This is a genomic window from Pseudoalteromonas sp. CuT4-3, from assembly GCF_035666335.1.
GTDB lineage: Bacteria > Pseudomonadota > Gammaproteobacteria > Enterobacterales > Alteromonadaceae > Pseudoalteromonas > Pseudoalteromonas atlantica.
In genome coordinates this window covers 83,439-99,309 of the sequence record NZ_CP142031.1, presented here as the reverse complement: position 1 = coordinate 99,309, position 15,871 = coordinate 83,439, and the positions used below count along the sequence as shown (strand labels likewise).

Annotated in this window: 12 protein-coding genes, 1 pseudogene and 1 riboswitch; of the genes and pseudogenes, 5 read left to right on the top strand and 8 right to left on the bottom strand. The window is 38.0% G+C overall.

Annotation, left to right across the window (positions count from 1 at the left end):
* Nucleotides 1-74: 74 nt before the first annotated feature.
* Nucleotides 75-560, bottom strand: coding sequence for a GNAT family N-acetyltransferase (locus VOI46_RS17355; RefSeq protein WP_004588789.1), 486 nt, complete (start codon nucleotides 558-560; stop codon nucleotides 75-77).
* Between the two features lie 10 nt (nucleotides 561-570).
* A complete protein-coding gene (locus VOI46_RS17350) occupies nucleotides 571-5,328 on the bottom strand; it encodes a PAS domain-containing protein (protein ID WP_282338003.1) in 4,758 nt (1,585 codons plus the stop codon).
* Nucleotides 5,329-5,750: 422 nt separating this feature from the next.
* On the opposite strand from VOI46_RS17350, the pseudogene VOI46_RS17345 reads away from it, so the two are divergent.
* From VOI46_RS17345 to bfr (VOI46_RS17335), 3 genes and pseudogenes are all read left to right on the top strand, one after another.
* A pseudogene (locus tag VOI46_RS17345) lies at nucleotides 5,751-6,821 on the top strand (PepSY-associated TM helix domain-containing protein).
* 166 nt (nucleotides 6,822-6,987) lie between these two features.
* Nucleotides 6,988-7,461, top strand: coding sequence for a bacterioferritin (gene bfr, locus VOI46_RS17340; RefSeq protein WP_004588792.1), 474 nt, complete (start codon nucleotides 6,988-6,990; stop codon nucleotides 7,459-7,461).
* A 12-nt stretch (nucleotides 7,462-7,473) separates the two neighbouring features.
* Nucleotides 7,474-7,938: a bacterioferritin gene (bfr, locus tag VOI46_RS17335; protein WP_004588793.1), complete on the top strand. Its 465-nt coding sequence runs from the start codon at nucleotides 7,474-7,476 to the stop codon at nucleotides 7,936-7,938.
* 71 nt (nucleotides 7,939-8,009) lie between these two features.
* Here the strand turns inward: bfr (VOI46_RS17335) and VOI46_RS17330 are convergent, their stop codons facing one another.
* On the bottom strand, nucleotides 8,010-8,204 hold the full coding sequence (locus tag VOI46_RS17330; RefSeq protein ID WP_004588794.1) for a (2Fe-2S)-binding protein: 195 nt from the start codon (nucleotides 8,202-8,204) through the stop codon (nucleotides 8,010-8,012).
* Nucleotides 8,205-8,693: 489 nt separating this feature from the next.
* Nucleotides 8,694-8,795: riboswitch (yybP-ykoY riboswitch) on the top strand.
* An 86-nt stretch (nucleotides 8,796-8,881) separates the two neighbouring features.
* Between VOI46_RS17330 and VOI46_RS17325 the strand changes: the two genes are divergently transcribed.
* Nucleotides 8,882-9,442, top strand: a complete 561-nt coding sequence (locus tag VOI46_RS17325; protein WP_004588795.1) for a TMEM165/GDT1 family protein — start codon at nucleotides 8,882-8,884, stop codon at nucleotides 9,440-9,442.
* A gap of 891 nt (nucleotides 9,443-10,333) precedes the next feature.
* Here VOI46_RS17325 and VOI46_RS17320 read toward each other — a convergent pair.
* The 5 genes from VOI46_RS17320 to VOI46_RS17300 form a co-directional block, all read right to left on the bottom strand.
* Nucleotides 10,334-10,786, bottom strand: coding sequence for a hypothetical protein (locus VOI46_RS17320; RefSeq protein WP_004587098.1), 453 nt, complete (start codon nucleotides 10,784-10,786; stop codon nucleotides 10,334-10,336).
* 134 nt (nucleotides 10,787-10,920) lie between these two features.
* Nucleotides 10,921-11,406, bottom strand: a complete 486-nt coding sequence (locus VOI46_RS17315; protein ID WP_004587099.1) for a hypothetical protein — start codon at nucleotides 11,404-11,406, stop codon at nucleotides 10,921-10,923.
* A gap of 35 nt (nucleotides 11,407-11,441) precedes the next feature.
* Complete coding sequence (locus tag VOI46_RS17310; RefSeq protein WP_004587100.1) at nucleotides 11,442-11,936, bottom strand: hypothetical protein; 495 nt, start codon at nucleotides 11,934-11,936, stop codon at nucleotides 11,442-11,444.
* Between the two features lie 770 nt (nucleotides 11,937-12,706).
* The gene (locus VOI46_RS17305) at nucleotides 12,707-13,693 is read right to left on the bottom strand and encodes an MBL fold metallo-hydrolase (RefSeq protein ID WP_004589573.1); all 987 of its coding nucleotides are present in this window, start codon (nucleotides 13,691-13,693) and stop codon (nucleotides 12,707-12,709) included.
* A 51-nt stretch (nucleotides 13,694-13,744) separates the two neighbouring features.
* Nucleotides 13,745-14,737, bottom strand: coding sequence for a zinc-dependent alcohol dehydrogenase family protein (locus VOI46_RS17300; RefSeq protein WP_004589572.1), 993 nt, complete (start codon nucleotides 14,735-14,737; stop codon nucleotides 13,745-13,747).
* A gap of 185 nt (nucleotides 14,738-14,922) precedes the next feature.
* Here VOI46_RS17300 and VOI46_RS17295 point away from each other — a divergent pair, with 185 nt between their 5' ends.
* On the top strand, nucleotides 14,923-15,834 hold the full coding sequence (locus VOI46_RS17295) for a LysR family transcriptional regulator (RefSeq protein WP_004589571.1): 912 nt from the start codon (nucleotides 14,923-14,925) through the stop codon (nucleotides 15,832-15,834).
* The last annotated feature ends 37 nt before the right edge of the window (nucleotides 15,835-15,871 follow it).

The window sequence follows — 15,871 nt, the reverse complement described above, 5'->3', positions numbered from 1 at the left end:
CTGGCCGTTTTCGGCACTCATCTGCTTTTAAAAAAGTATTATACCAACCCACTTAATTAAGCGTTTTAGTATCACTATTGCTCTGCAAAATCGAGCAAGTCTTGGCCTGCTAGGCGGTAGATTATCCATTCGTTTTGGGCTTTTGCCCCAATGCTATTATAAAAATCTATAGCGGGTTTATTCCAATCCAGTACTACCCACTCAAAACGTCCACAGTCGTTTTTTATGGCTTTATTAGCAAGGTGTTTCATTATTAGTTTGCCCGCACCATTGCCACGGCTATCGGGGCTTACGTATAAATCTTCCAGATATAAGCCATTTTTACCCAGCCAGGTAGAGTAATTATAAAAATACACCGCAAAGCCAATAGGCTCATCACCTTCAAGGCAAATAACACTGTGTGCTGTTGCCCCTTCACTAAACAGCGTTTTTATAATTGCTTGCTCATCTGTTTTTACTGCATCGGGTTCTTTTTCGTAAATGGCCAGTTCGGTAATAAACTGTAAAATGGTTGGCGCATCGCTTTTTTTAGCGTCGCGTATTTGTATTTGCTTACTCATGTTATTAATCCTAAAAGTACTGCTCTATTTTTTCTTTTAAAATATCAAGCTGAATGGGTTTAGTTAAGTAGTCATCCATACCGGCATTAATACAACGTTCTTTATCTGAGTCCATTGCATTGGCGGTTAGGGCAATTATTTTTATTGCTTTGTGCTCATCCCCTGCCATACCGTCTCTTATATTAGCCGTGGCGTCAAAGCCATCCATTACCGGCATTTGGCAATCCATTAACACTAAATCAAAATACCCTTCGTTATGCTCACTTAAGGTATTTATGGCTTCTTGACCATTTTGCGCCAGTATCACTTCGCAATTTAGCTTTTTAAGCATCAGTGTAGAAACATGCTGATTAACGGGGTTATCCTCAACTAATAAAATTTTTGCAGGTGTGTCTGATTTTTCTTTTCTTAGTGATGAAATATACCCTGGGGTCACCAAAGGAAGGGGCTCGGTGCTGTCTGAACTTGTAATAACCGATAACGCAGAAATTAAATCGGCGGTTGTAACCGGCTTAGGAAAATAAGCCTGAAAACCAATTTTTGAGTAGCGCTGAGCGCCTTCCATACCTGCAATACTGGTCATCATTACTAATGGCATGGCTGTATAGTCATCATGTGCTTTAAGCACTTTACACAGCTCCATTCCATCCATTTCTGGCATTTGCATGTCTAGCACAGCAATATCAAACATAGGCTGATCATTTTCTATGCGCTGTGCACATAGTTCAAGCGCCTGTTTTGCACTACTAGCAAGCGTAACATTAGCCCCCCAATGCCCTAATTGCTGAGAGATAACTAAGCGGTTTGTCTCGTTATCATCAACCACTAGTACATTTAACGAACTCATATTTATATTAGGGATAGTACGTTCTTTTTCGATGCCTTCAGCCACTTGCATGGTTGCAGTAAATTCGCTGCCTTTGCCAGGTTCGCTTGCCAGTGAAATTTTACCATTCATTAGCTCACATAACTGCTTACATATAGCAAGCCCTAGCCCCGTACCTCCGTACTCTCGCGTGGTTGATGCATCCACTTGCGAAAAAGGGGTAAATAATTGCTGTTGTTTTGCTTCGGTTATGCCTATTCCTGAGTCTTTTACTTTTATATTTAGCAGTAGGTCTTGGTCGGTTTTTTCTATAGATGCGCTCACCACCACTTCACCCTGACTGGTAAATTTAACCGCATTACTAATTAAGTTGGTTACCACTTGGCGTATGCGCCCGGGGTCGCCCATTAAATGTGAAGGCTCCAAGGAGACTAAATCTAAAATAATCTCAATGCCTTTTTCTTGTGCGGTAAAGGCCTGTGCCTCAGCTATTTCGCCAATTAAGTCGCGCGCATTAAAATGTATATGCTCAAGCTCAACTTTGCCTGCTTCCGCCTTAGAAAAATCTAAAATATCGTTAATAACGCCAAGTAAAGAATGAGCACTGCTTTTAGCAATAGCGACCTTTTTTTCTATTGGTTTACTTAATGGCTCTAACTCTACCAGCTCTAACATGCCTAATACGCCATTCATCGGTGTACGAATTTCGTGGCTCATGGTTGCTAAAAACTGGCTTTTTGCTATAGCAGCATCTTGTGCTTGCACTAAAGCAACCTTTAGCTTTTCAGCGGTTTCTTTACGCTTTTGCGAGACCAAGGTACTACCGACTAACGTAGCCAAAGAGCGCAAGTAGGTTTCTTCGCTTTGCGTCCAAATGTGCTTAGCCCCTACAGTTTCTGCGCATAAAATACCTAAATTTCCATCGCCTGATGAAATAACCGCATCCAGCATCGACTGAATATTTAATGGTTGAGTATAACTTTGCGTAAATTCAATGGTTGCTTTATGCGTATATACATCTTCAATTGCCACTAGGTTTTGCTCAAAAATAGCCTCATAGTAACTTGGAAAATCAGCCTTTTTAAGAACGCCGTCAAAATCTACAAATCCATCTTGTCGAGTATATAAACCATGGCACGCCATTTCGTCGCACTGTTTGTTAAATATCCAAATAGAGGCACGCTCAACATTTAATACCTCTACCATCGACTTTATCGTCAGCTTTTTAACTTGCGCAACGTCGCTATTTTGTACTTCAGGCGAAACCGTTAATGACGCTAAATTTTTGTTATAGGCGTTTGCTTTTTCGCTTTCTAACTCTAGGCGTTTATGTGCATCAATACTTTGGAACGAGCCAAAGACACGCACACATTTGCCGTCTTTAAACTCCGCCTGCCCCATCGACTTAACCCAGCGCTCTTTACCGGTATAGGTTAAAATTATCAGCTCAACACTCCAGCTTTCGCCTAAAGTCACCGCACATTCAAACAACGTGCTAATTTTATCGCGGTGCTCTCCTGGCTTATAAAAGTTAATGGCAGTATCAATGTTAGGTTCAAACCCCTCGGGAACTTCGTGTATTACTTTTACTTCGTCTGACCAATACATGGTTTGGTTTTCAAGGTTTATTTCCCATGCGCCAATTTGGCCTTGTTTACTCATTGCTTCAAGCAGGTTTTGTTGGCGGGTAATTTCTACTTGAGTATTATGGCGCTCAGTAATGTCTAAAATAAAGCCATCTAAATAAAGAACTTCGTTGTCATCGCCATAAATTGCTTGGCCTTTTTCGTGTACCCAACGAATACTGCCATCATTTCTTTTTACTCTGTATTCAATAGACCAAGGCAGCTTTTGTGCAATACAGGTACTTACCTGCAGCTCAACATCTTGATCGCCATCGTGAATAATAGCGGCAAAGCTTAGTGTTTTATTATTGATAAAGTCATCAGGCGTATAACCTGTTATGTCTTTTACTTGGTCACTCATGTACAACATGGTCCAGGCTTTATCGAACTTACATCGATAAATAACCCCTGGAATATTTTCCACCAAAGAAGCAAAGCGATCACGGCTATACTGTAGCTCAGACTCTATTTGCTTGCGCTCGGTAATATCTAAATGTGTTCCAATCATACGACGAGGCGACCCATCTAGGTTCCAGTCGACTACTTTTGCAGTATCGAGTACCCAAACCCAGTGGCCATCTTTGTGTTTCATTCGCGCTTCGCTGACATAGTAATCAGTGTCACCATTAAAGTGCGCTTTTAGCTTTTGCTCTGAAATAACCAAATCATCGGGGTGTGCAAACTTATACCAAGTATTGATAGTGGTAGGTTCTAACTCGCTGAGTTTATAGCCTATTATTTCTGCCCAGCGATTATTAAAAGTCACTTTGCTGGTATCTATAAACCAATCCCATATTCCTACGGCGGTGGTATCTATGACTAACTGAAGCTGGGTTTTGTGCTGCTCAAGTTCAAGCTCTTGTAATTTTAATGGCGTGACATCAGTACGAATGGCTATATAGCTTTGCGGTTTACCGTGCTCATCAAAAAATGGCGCTATGGTGGTGTCTACCCAATAAAAGCCACCATGTTTTGCTTTATTACATATTTGGCCGTTCCATACTTCACCCCGTTTAAGGGTTTTATACATGCTTTTAAAAAAGCCTTTGTCGTGCCTTCCTGAATTAAGTAAACGGTGATTTTGACCTATAAGCTCATGTTCTTCATAGCCGCTAATTTCACAAAACTTCTTATTTACAAAGGTGATGGTGCCCGCTAAATCTGTTACCGCTACAATGGCATGCTCATCAAGGGCACTTTTTTGCTCATCCAATTGTTTAAACGCAGTTTGCAAAGCAGAGCGCTGCTTTTGCAGTATGCTCTGCTGCTCTTCTTTAAATGCCACCATTTTTTGAAGATCTACTGATAACCTATTTAACTCGAGACTATCAGTTAAAGTAGGCACCTTTACTTTCTCGCCATCGGTAATTCGGGCCATTACTGAGGTAAGCTGAATTAAAGGCTTAGATAAGCGCCGGCTAAACCACCACGCTGCGCATAAAATGAGAAGTAAAGAAACTGCATTTGTAAAAATAGCCAGCTGCTTATAATAAGTAGAGTCTTTGAGCATAATGTGCAAAGGTTTTGCTGCTAAAAGTTGCCACCCTTGCACACCTAAAAAATTTAAATCACTAATATATGCATGGTATGTCGTGCCGTTGGCACTGGCGTAATCAAACACTTGCTTACTGGTGAGGGCCGTTTGCGAAAAAACAGGCGCCTCATCTGCATTTGTTACTGAAGAGCGCTCTATTTTATTATTATGTAGTACAAAAAAACTCACTTCGTTGTGCATGTTGTGAATGGTGTTTAAGCTTTTTAAAAGGCCATTAATATTTACTTCTGTGAGAATTACACCCTCTAGTTGTTGCGCCGAATTAAGCAAAGGCATAGCCACAATATTAAACTGTTTGCCATTTAACATAACAGAGCCAAAAGCGGCTGGCGTTGAGGTATTAACCGAATTAATTAGCGTACTAAGCTCACCTTTGTTTATCTGCCCGTAAGGCGAGATAATGGGCTGCTTAAGTGCCGATGCAGCTATAATTTCTATACTGTTTACAAAGTCATATTGATTAACAAAATGATTTATTAATTTGCTTTGTTCAAGCGGGAAGTTAGAAAGCTGATTTTTAAAGGTATATAAATCAGTAAGGTGATCATCAAACCATAAATTAGCAAACTCTGAGGCGATAGAGCTTAATTCATGAAGCTCTGCATTTGCATTTTTTTGCAAGGTATTATTAACGTGCTGTAAGCTAAACCAGGTCAGCAAACAAAGTGGAACAATAGCAATAACTAAAAAAGTAATGATCAGCTTACTACGCACAGACTGAGCTGTGCCATTTAGCAGCCCATACTTTTTTCCTTCAACCATGCTATATATCCAATAACTGTAATTGTATTATTTATTACCTATATTAATGCACTAAAACCTAAAAGACGCAAGTTTTAGCCCGCAAAGCGTTTAAAATACATCACATAATTACAGTTTAAACATCAATAAGTTGCAATTAAAACTTACACGTAAAAATAAGCAAGAACGCAAACCGTGCATATTTTAATTTTTAGCTGGTATTTATTTCATTATTATAAAAATTAAAGCGCATTACTCATACGAACTTTTACTGACTTAAAGCCACTAAATTTTTAAACTTTATTTAAGGGACTAAAGCTTAGCGTGTTGTTCGCGATTTTATATACAGTAGTTTGCTTACACAAAGGGTCACATTTTATAAATTGATAAACACCTGTTCTATCACTTACAATCGCTGTAACTGCTTATTATAGAGATTACTTTTGAAAATCTGGTTACGTCGAATTCACTTATACCTTGCCTTACTAAGTGGCCTTTTTTTGTTAATACTCAGTATTAGCGGCGCCATTTTACTTTATGCAAATGACATACAATATTATATTCAGCCCGATAAATGGCAGGTAGAACCACAAACCAAAACGCTTAGCCACGCAGAGTTAATCCGCGCAGTACAGCAGCAAACAGATAAAAAAATCACCCGCTTTATGCCCCTTAGTAATCCTAATGCCAGCTGGCAATTTAGATTAGGTGATGGCAGTAACGCCAGTGTGAACCCGTATACAGGCAAAGTAATTTTTCAATACCAAACAAATGACACGCTGTATGGTTTTACCCTTGCTTTGCATCGCTGGCTATTATTTGAAACAGCCTTTGGTGAAAAGCCACTAAAAAACGTGGTCTCTGTATGCGCCCTATTATTAATAATAAATGTGTTAGTGGGTTTTTATTTATGGGTAAAGCCTAAAAACCGCCTAAAACGACTGGCGATTAAACCTAAAGCCAAATTTAAAGTACTTATGTATCAGCTACACACCGTGCTTGGTGTTTATGTTTTATTACCGCTATTGCTTATAGCCTTTACAGGTATCACCTTTAATTGGAAAAGCGCGACCAAAACATTAGTAGAAACCGTGGCATTTTCTCAAGTACAAAATAGGCCTAAAGCGCCAAAAGTGATAGCAAAATCAACAGCAAGTATTAAATACGACCAAGCAATAAATAAAGCCCTTGATGTATTTCCTGAGGGGATTTTGTATCGTATTTACTTACCTAAAAAACACAATGACCCAATCGCTTTACGCCTACAAAACCCAGGAGAAAGCCATGCTTATAGCTGGGTGTGAGTAAATCCATACAACGCTAAAGTGCTTAGCGCGTATGATGCCAATAAAGCAAATGCAGTCACCCATATATGGAACTTTAAATATGTGTTTCATACTGGCGCATTTGCAGGGCCGATTGTAAAATTTGTATGGCTTTTAGTATCACTGTCGTTAGCATTTTTTATACTCAGTGGTGTTTATTTATGGTGCAAACGGCACAAGTGGGTATAGCATTACCCTTTAAATGAAAATGCAAAACTGTACATAAACCAAGCAATAACGCAAACTTAAATAAGAATCAAAACCAATTGTAAATTGATGATTTTTATAGAAAAACTTGCAAAATACGCAAATTTAACTACACTGTGCACAATTAAAATAGTTAAGGTGATTTATCATGAAAGGTAATCAAAAAGTAATCGATGCATTTAATACTTTGCTAGCCAATGAGTTAGCCGCAATTGACCAGTATTTTATTCATTCACGCATGTATGATGACTGGGGTTTAGATAAATTATATGTACGCCTTAACCATGAAATGGAAGAAGAAAAAGATCATGCTGATTGGCTAATCAAACGCATCTTGTTTTTAGAAGGCGTGCCTAACATGACTAAACGCCGTGACCTTTTAATTGGTAACGATGTAAAAAGCATGATGCAAAACGACTTAACACTAGAGCTTGAAGTAGTTGCATGTGTTAAAGAGGTAATTGCTATTTGTGAAGAGCAGCAAGATTATCAGTCTCGCGAAGTGTTAGAAAAGCTATTATTTGATACCGAGGAAGATCACGTTTATTGGTTAGAGCAACAACTTGGCCTAATTGATAAAATTGGTACGCAAAACTACCACCAAGCACAAATGGGCGTGTAAGGAGCATAAAGTATGAAAGGCGATAAAGACGTTATAGCAGCTTTAAATAAAGTACTCGCTAATGAGCTTGTGGGTATTAACCAATACTTTTTGCATGCCCGCATGTTTAAAGATTTTGGTTTTAGCCAGCTTGATAAAGCAGACTACAAAGTTTCAATTCAAAAAATGAAAAACGCCGATCGTTTAATCGAACGTATTTTATTTTTAGAAGGCTTACCTAACTTACAAGACCTAGGCCGTTTACGCATTGGCGAAAACAGCGAAGAAATGATTGCCGCAAATATGAGCTTTGAGCTTGATACAATTGATGATTTGCGCAGTGCAATTAAATTAGCTGAAAACAAAAAAGATTATATTAGCCGTGAAGCACTCGACAATATTTTGAACGAGCAGGAAGAACAAATTGACTGGCTAGAAACCCAGCAACTACTTATTCAAAATACAGGGCTTGAAAATTACTTACAGTCTCAACTGTAAGGTAAATTTAGGTCATAAAAAAAGCAGCTTTATAAGCTGCTTTTTTTGTATCTGAATTTTGTAATAACGAATTAAGCGACTTGATCGGTAATATCTGCAATCTCAATAAGTTTGCGATTTAGGATCTTTTTAGTACAACAACAACACTTACCGCATTGGCTGCCTACTTTAAGCTCTTTAGTTAATTCACGCATGGTAGTTGCACCATCGTCAATTGTTTGCTCAATTTTTTTATCAGTCACCCCGTGACAAAGACAAATATACATGAATACAAACTACTCTCAATTTCATTTAGTAGGTGCATATTAATCTAAACAATAATGGTTATCAATTGTTTGTGGGATAAAAATTAGTTATTTTTCAAAAAAATGATCAGTGCCACTTAAATCGAGAATTCACGGCGCGTTGAGAACTTATTGATTTATAATAAAATATGGCACTTAAATTGAGATTTATTAACTTAATTACACTCTAAAAATAATTATGTTTTTTATTAGGTAAATTTCTTAAACAACGAGAAATCGCTTACAAACATCTATTACCGTAAGTGATTTGAAGCGGTAATTAGCCTAGTTATTAAAACGTATACTTTTTGCTTTAAACATATGGTCGAAAATGAGATGCCCTGATGAAGATTAACGGCTTTGACTTAATATGCTTGTGTAGTGGCAGCGTTAACTTGCCCAACTTTATAGATGCTCATCGGTAAAACTTATAATTAAATATTTACTGGTATTTTACTTTGTGGGAAAATAGCCACCCTCTTAGGGGAGTAGCCTGCTCATTAGTGAGTAAACTTATCAACATAATTGCACCTTATGTGCATGGTAAGTTTGTAATGTTGTAGCAAGCATTATCGGCAAGACCTAGGTAGACACTATCCTCATGGCGGGAGATAGTTGTTTGCCTCGGTTTAATATTTCCCGCCAAAAGACTAAAATTTATGGATATTTTCTTAACCTCTACCGTTACTGTCGCTCTTGCTGAAATAGGCGATAAAACCCAACTTTTATCTTTACTCTTAGCAGCCCGCTTTCATAATAAAATAGCGCTTATTCTAGGTATTCTCGCTGCAACAATTATTAATCATGGTTTATCTGCTTGGTTTGGTGATTGGCTAAGTGGGAACTTTGTCGTGGAATACTTACCTTGGATAGTGAATTCAAGCTTTATTGTAGTGGGTCTTTGGCTACTTATTCCAGATAAGGATGAAGAAGTGAGCCACAAATATGACTGCTATGGCGCGTTTGTAGTAGCTTTAATCTTATTTTTTATTGCTGAAATTGGTGACAAAACACAAATCGCAACCGTATTGCTTGGTGCGCAATATCAATCAGTACTATGGGTTACCATAGGGACAACGTTAGGAATGTTAATTGCTAATGTCCCTATTATATACGTTGGTAAAGCTTTGTTACAAAGAATTCCACTAAAAACAATAAGAGCTATTGCGGCCAGTGTTTTTGTGATATTGGGTATTCATGGCTTAATGACGATATATTGATAAAGTAACGTTGAAATCAAGCGCAAACGCTTACATAACACTATAAAAGTGACTGTAAGCGTTTTAATAGTGTCAATTGTAAACAACTTTAATACTATATTAGTCCTTAAATTTACTATTAAATTTTCGTAATTTCAGATCATAGTGGCGTTTAATAAAATAGCCAATGTTCAAAACTTGTTATTTAGAGCCTAAGCAACAGCTAAAATCGCCACCTGGTAACATGGAATGCAACACATTAAAAACCCGATTGTAGTGTTTGCGCTGATTTATTTAAGCTGTACCTCTTTAATGTGTTATTTACAGACTACTATCTTAGGTTTATCTTGAATTAAATGAAGCTATCATAGGTGAAAAATTATATCTCCATTTTTTATTGACCTTCACTGCAACCGTTTATAGCGATACCATTCATTACATCGACGCATCCTCACTAAGGCACACCCCAATAATAAGTACTTTATTGAGGTTCTGACAAAAGCCTTAAAAACATCAGAACCCGAGTTTGGAAAATTTAATCTAAGCCCAATAGACACCCTAATTAGCCAAGTGGACTTCCCAGCTTTGACTTGACACCTGCTTAGAACCTTAAAGTGCAAAACGGAAGCAAACTTCCGTTTCTAGGGCTTCGTAGCTAGTTCTCAGAAATATACTTCTGTTTTTTAAAAGCGTTAACTTAGATAGCTTTATGAGCCACTATAGGGGTCTTATTTGAGCGAGAAGCAGACGACCACTCTAGCGCGTTTTTGGACAAAAACGTTTCAGAGCCGAATGACGGCTCTGTGCCAACAGCGGACGCTGGTAACGCCTTGCTAAGAGACAAAAAAATAGTTTGCTAAAATGTTAAAGAACGAAAACAGCAAACTGTTTTTTGTCCTTTTGAGCAACTTGCTAGCTCTCAATTATATTTAAGCAGTCTTCAATTACTTTTGCACTTGCTGCTTTTCCTTGAATATTATTCATGCATTCGCTCATTGGGCTAGAGCCTCTTGAATCGTAAATTTCCTGATTCAACTTCTCAATTATAAAATGAAGGGTTGAAATATCGAGTACTCCATATTTAGCTAAATATTTCATCGTATTAGGATAATAACAATAATCATATGTGAAAGAGGTATTATCTGAAAGTTGATTAATAACATTATCAAGCATATCTTTATGACCTAAACATCTCTCAGTTAATTTTAGAGAAATGATACCACGATCTTCTTCGATGAAAATTATTCTTTCCATTAAGATAAACGTCATAGCTAATGCAGCATCTTTATCATAAAAAGAGTCATTGTTTATCAAATTTAAGCATTGTTCATAGCATTTAACCAAGCGTGATAAATTTTCATTCATATTTAAAAACCTATTTTATATTAGATGAATCAACTACATGAGCTAACGCCCGCATAAAATGCGGATAATGCTTGGCTAAAATTAGCGAAGAATGAGCGTCAGCCAAGCGTTTGACGTCATTTTTGATGCGTTTGTTATGCTGCGTTTAAGTATTCATGATTAGCAAACAAAAAAACTAAATCTAGAGCTCCTTTAGAACAGTTTTTAACTCGTCTATTAGAAGCTTTATTAGCATAGTACTCATGAGCAAATTCATTACGTAACGAAATTAAATCTTCAAGCTTTGTAAAGTATTTAACGAATTCTTTTTTTGACTTATCTTTGCCCCAATAGTGATTTTCATAATAGTTAACTAGGCAATTAGCTATATACGTTTTATCATTTTGTTCACGCTCTAATCTACCTACAATCTTATAAACTTCTTTGTCGTCATCTGTGATATTTTTTTCCCACATAGAACTAAATAGTTCATCAGCTTCGTTTGCTATTTTATTTAAGATCAAAATAAGTAATTGGGGTGATAGTAATAAAACTCTTAAATAATCACCTTTATCATGCGCATTAACTAAATCTGCAATTTCTTCTTTATAAACTTGTACATTTGAAATGTCATTGTTCACACTAAGACTCCTAGCAGCATAACGCCTTATTAGTTTTAAATACTAGTAAGTAGTGATGAAAATTTAGCAGGTGAAATATTGTAAAAATCTTTAACATACATATCAAAAGTATCACTACCTTTCGGTTTCCAGCCATCTAAGGATAATACCTCTACTTTAGAATCTGGAATAACAATTCGTTTGCCTAGATACTTTCCTAGTAAATATTTACTAAAACCAGTATTCATTTGCTCATCCACATTTAGAGAAACGCCGAACTCATGAATTAGATAATCAAGGCTTATTCTCGCTAAAAGACGATCAGTCTGACCAAAAAAATCATAAGCGTATATAACATCACTTATATCTGTCATTCCAAACGTTACCTGTGCCTCTTTACCCAATCTTTTCATTTTTACAATCGGTGAGTTTGCCGTAAAATCTCTGTTGATCTTGCAATCTTCTTCAATATAAAAGCGAATTGGATTTTTTAGCTCTGATAAGTAAGAACCATCATCCTTGGTTCTTAAGAAGCGATAAAAATATTGCAATTGAACTCCTGATTAAAACTAACAGCTTATTGAACACCATTTTGGTGGTTTATAACACACCAAAACGGCCTATATTACATACCATGATAATTTCACCAATAATTACCTTTGTAAACAAGTAATTAAAACAGCTAGAAATTAAGCATGTTATTTTGCACAAAACGGCGTTTAATAATGTTATTGGACAAAATTATATTTCTACTTAAAACACAGGAATAAATTTAACTTTTTCAGTGTCCGGTTATCGCTCAAAGCCGACCTATAGAGTAATTACGTTAACACGTCTTGGGGCATAAATGAGTTGGGGGAATGCCCGCTTTATAGAATTGAGCTGATAGCACATGATTACAGTGAGCGTCTCTTGAACGCTCTGAGCCGAACCTCTTAAAAGTGTCATAAGTTACATTTACGGTTTAACCCATTTCTGCCCCATTTCAAGCTAGGTTATCTCGACAGGTTTTTAGGCTTAAGTAAGTTATCCCTAATATTTCTAAAGGATAGTTATATTCATCTGTTCGATTTTGATGCGTTTTATATAGATTATGCCAACCAAACTTAGCGACAAAGAAGTATAAAATAAATTACAGGTAAACCACTTTTGAACCACACTGAATTCAATGCACTCTACCAATATTTTCCATGTACTACTCATATTGTCTTGTGGGGGGAACATAATTTTGCTCGTAACCTCAGCTTTATGTGCGGAAGGTATAAAACCTACCTTCCGTTTGTTAGGGATGATTGATTAAATTAAATCAAGGTGGTTGCAATTAATATGCTGAATTAATTGGATTTCTATATTCTACGGGAATCCAACGATAACCTTTTTTATTTCTCTGGAGGTGGCCTAGTCCAGGGAAAGGTAAATGAGGTGATGCAATCATCCATCGTTCCTTCAAGGCTAAGGCCAATAAATGCTTACGAGACTCGATCGCTGCTTTCGGATTGACATCGACTTCAATACTAACTTCGGGATGTTCCAGTTGTACTGAGTGTACATGGATGATGTCCCCCCACAACAGTAGTTGATCTAAGCCAGAGCTTAACAGATATGAGGTGTGACCTGGCGTGTGGCCATTACTCGGTATGATCTGTATACCTGAGAAAAGTGTATCATCATCATTGAACGTCTTAAATTTACCTACACTTGCGTAAGGCGCGATTGCATTTTGTGCCAAACGAAAAAACACTCGCTGATCTTCTGGTACTGAGTTTTCAAGCTGACTGTTTAACCAAAACTTGGCATCTTTTTCGTCGGCCCAAATAGTCGCTTTTGGAAATGCAGCCTCACCATTTGGTAGAGTAACTCCGCAGGCGTGATCTGGATGCATATGAGTTAATAGTACGTCGTAAACTTCCTCGGGCACAAAGCCCGCAGCGCGAATGTTATCGACCATCCGCCCCATCGTCGGGCCAAAACAATCAGATGAACCCGAATCAACTAATACAAGTCTCTGGCCATCATCAACCAAAAACGCATTTACAGCTGTTTGTATCAGCGGTGACGCATTTTGATATTCATTAAAGATATATTTTTGGATTTGTTGTTGAGATAAACCCGATAAATGTTTAGGGTTCAGATCGATGTATCCATCATAAATCGCGGTTACAACGACATCCCCTACCATTTGACGATAAAACCCAGCCGCTTGTTGGTATTTATCAGATGTTTCAGCTTGAGCGCCAAAACTAAGAGCCAGAATTCCTATCATACTTAAGGTGCTTACGCCTTTAGATAGGTTTTTAAATATATTCATGATTTTTCCTATTAAATATGTCCAATTAAGTTGAGCTTCAAGAAACTTGCGTTAATTAACCGTAACAATGATTTTGCCAAATTGAGCATTAGACTCTAGGAATTGAGTCGCTTCCACTATTTGGTCAAATGGGAATACTTTCGCAACTTTTGCTTTAAATTGACCAGATTCCATTCCTTCTGAAATGAACTTTTTCGCTCTTGCTAGCTTCTCATCATCAGCAGTGACTTCAATAAACTCATAACCACGGATCGTTGTGTGTTTACCAAGAATATGCATCACTGGTATTGGCGTTGCATCGTGGCTTAATGCACCGTAGATGAAAACAATCGCATCTTTACTGGTTGCTTTGATGATGTTTTCAAAGTCGGGACCAGTTACTGGGTCAAAAACCACACGCGCACCTTTACCGTGCGTCAGTGCCATGATCTCCTTCTCAAGATCATGCACGCCAACCTGTAGGACATGTTTCGCCCCAGCTTTTAATAGCTCTTGAGCCTTCTCATCTTTACGAGTCAGAGCTATTGGTGTTGCGCCAACACTATGCGCAATTTCCATTGCCGCTAAGCCTACACTGCTAGATGCTGCACCGAGCACAACAAAGTCTTCTTCACTAAGGTTTGCTATGTCGATTAAGGCACCCCAAGCTGTGGTATAAGGCATCCATGTAGCAGCGGCTGTTTCCCAGCTTACACCCTCTGGGTTTTTAACCACAGCACGAGCTGGGGCGACAACGAGATCACCATATAGACCGTATTCATCAAACATAAAAGCAGGAATAACACTTACAGCATCGCCCACTGCCAAGCCTTTCACTTTTGCCCCAACTGCATCGATATAGCCTGATGCTTCATAACCCATTGTCGCTGGGAACTGAGGTTCGATAACGTAACGGCCTGAACGATACATACTATCTGCACGGTTTAAACCCAGTGCGTGTACACGAATTAGGACTTCACCCTCTCTTGGTTTAGGGGTTTCTACTTCTTCAATTTTCAGAACTTCCGGACCACCGGTTTCATGGAATCGTACATGACGTGCCATATTGATTTCCTCTTTATACAGCTCTCAAGTGGAGCTTTATTAGTCAGTAATGGTTTTTAAAGGAATTTAAGTGAATTGGATTTAGCTTCACTCTCTGCCTGACATAAATATTACTCAGCACAGTATTGCTTGTTAAGATAACAAAGTGGTACATTATTGTTATCAAAAATGGAAACAATAGTATTATGGGTTTTATAAGACAGCTCCAAATATTTGTCACTGTGGCGGAAATGGGAAATTTTACTCGTGCAGCAGATACGCTTCATATGGCAAGGCCCGGAATCACTAAAGCCATTGGTGAACTAGAGAAAAGCGTAGGTGTACGCTTGCTCCAGCGAACCACTCGACGGACGAACTTAACAGGGGAAGGAGAAGCGTTTTATACAAAAGCAACCGAATTATTACGTGAGGTAGAAGTGACTCAAAATCTATTTGGAGGAAGTAAAGAGCGACCGAGTGGACGTTTGAGAATTGATATCCCTGTCGCTCTCGCTAAATCACTGGTAATCCCTGAACTTCCTAAGTTTCGTCAATTGTACCCAGATATCAGTGTCATATTGGGAGTGAATGATCAGCCTATTGATTTAATTGCAAACTCTGTAGATTGTGTATTGAGGCTAGGAGAACTACCTATCAGCAGTATGATAGGTAGAAAGATTGCGACAGTTAAAATGGTCATTTGTGCTTCCCCTGAATATCTGGATAGACAAGGCACCCCGTCTTCGCTTGAAGATCTTAAAGACCATATGACGATTAATTACTTTTCAGGACAAAAACATACTCCTTTGTCATGGCACTTTTCGCATAATGGTAACGTTGAGGAAGTAATGCTACCTGGTGCATTAATGGCAAATGACGCGGAGGCTGTCGTCGCTTGTGCTCTCAATCACATGGGGCTCATTCAAGTACCAGGTATTTTAGTTTCAGAAGTATTAAGCCAAGGAAAGCTAGTGAGAGTGCTCGGAGAAATCAGCGATGTTGATTTTCCTCTGTCCATCATGTACCCAAACCGCCAATATTTGGCACCTCAAGTAAGGACTTTTATTGATTGGATGATTAAAACTACAGACTCACAAAAAGGGCTTTGGATTCGTTGAACAATAGTTACTACCAATTAATATACATATAGTTGTC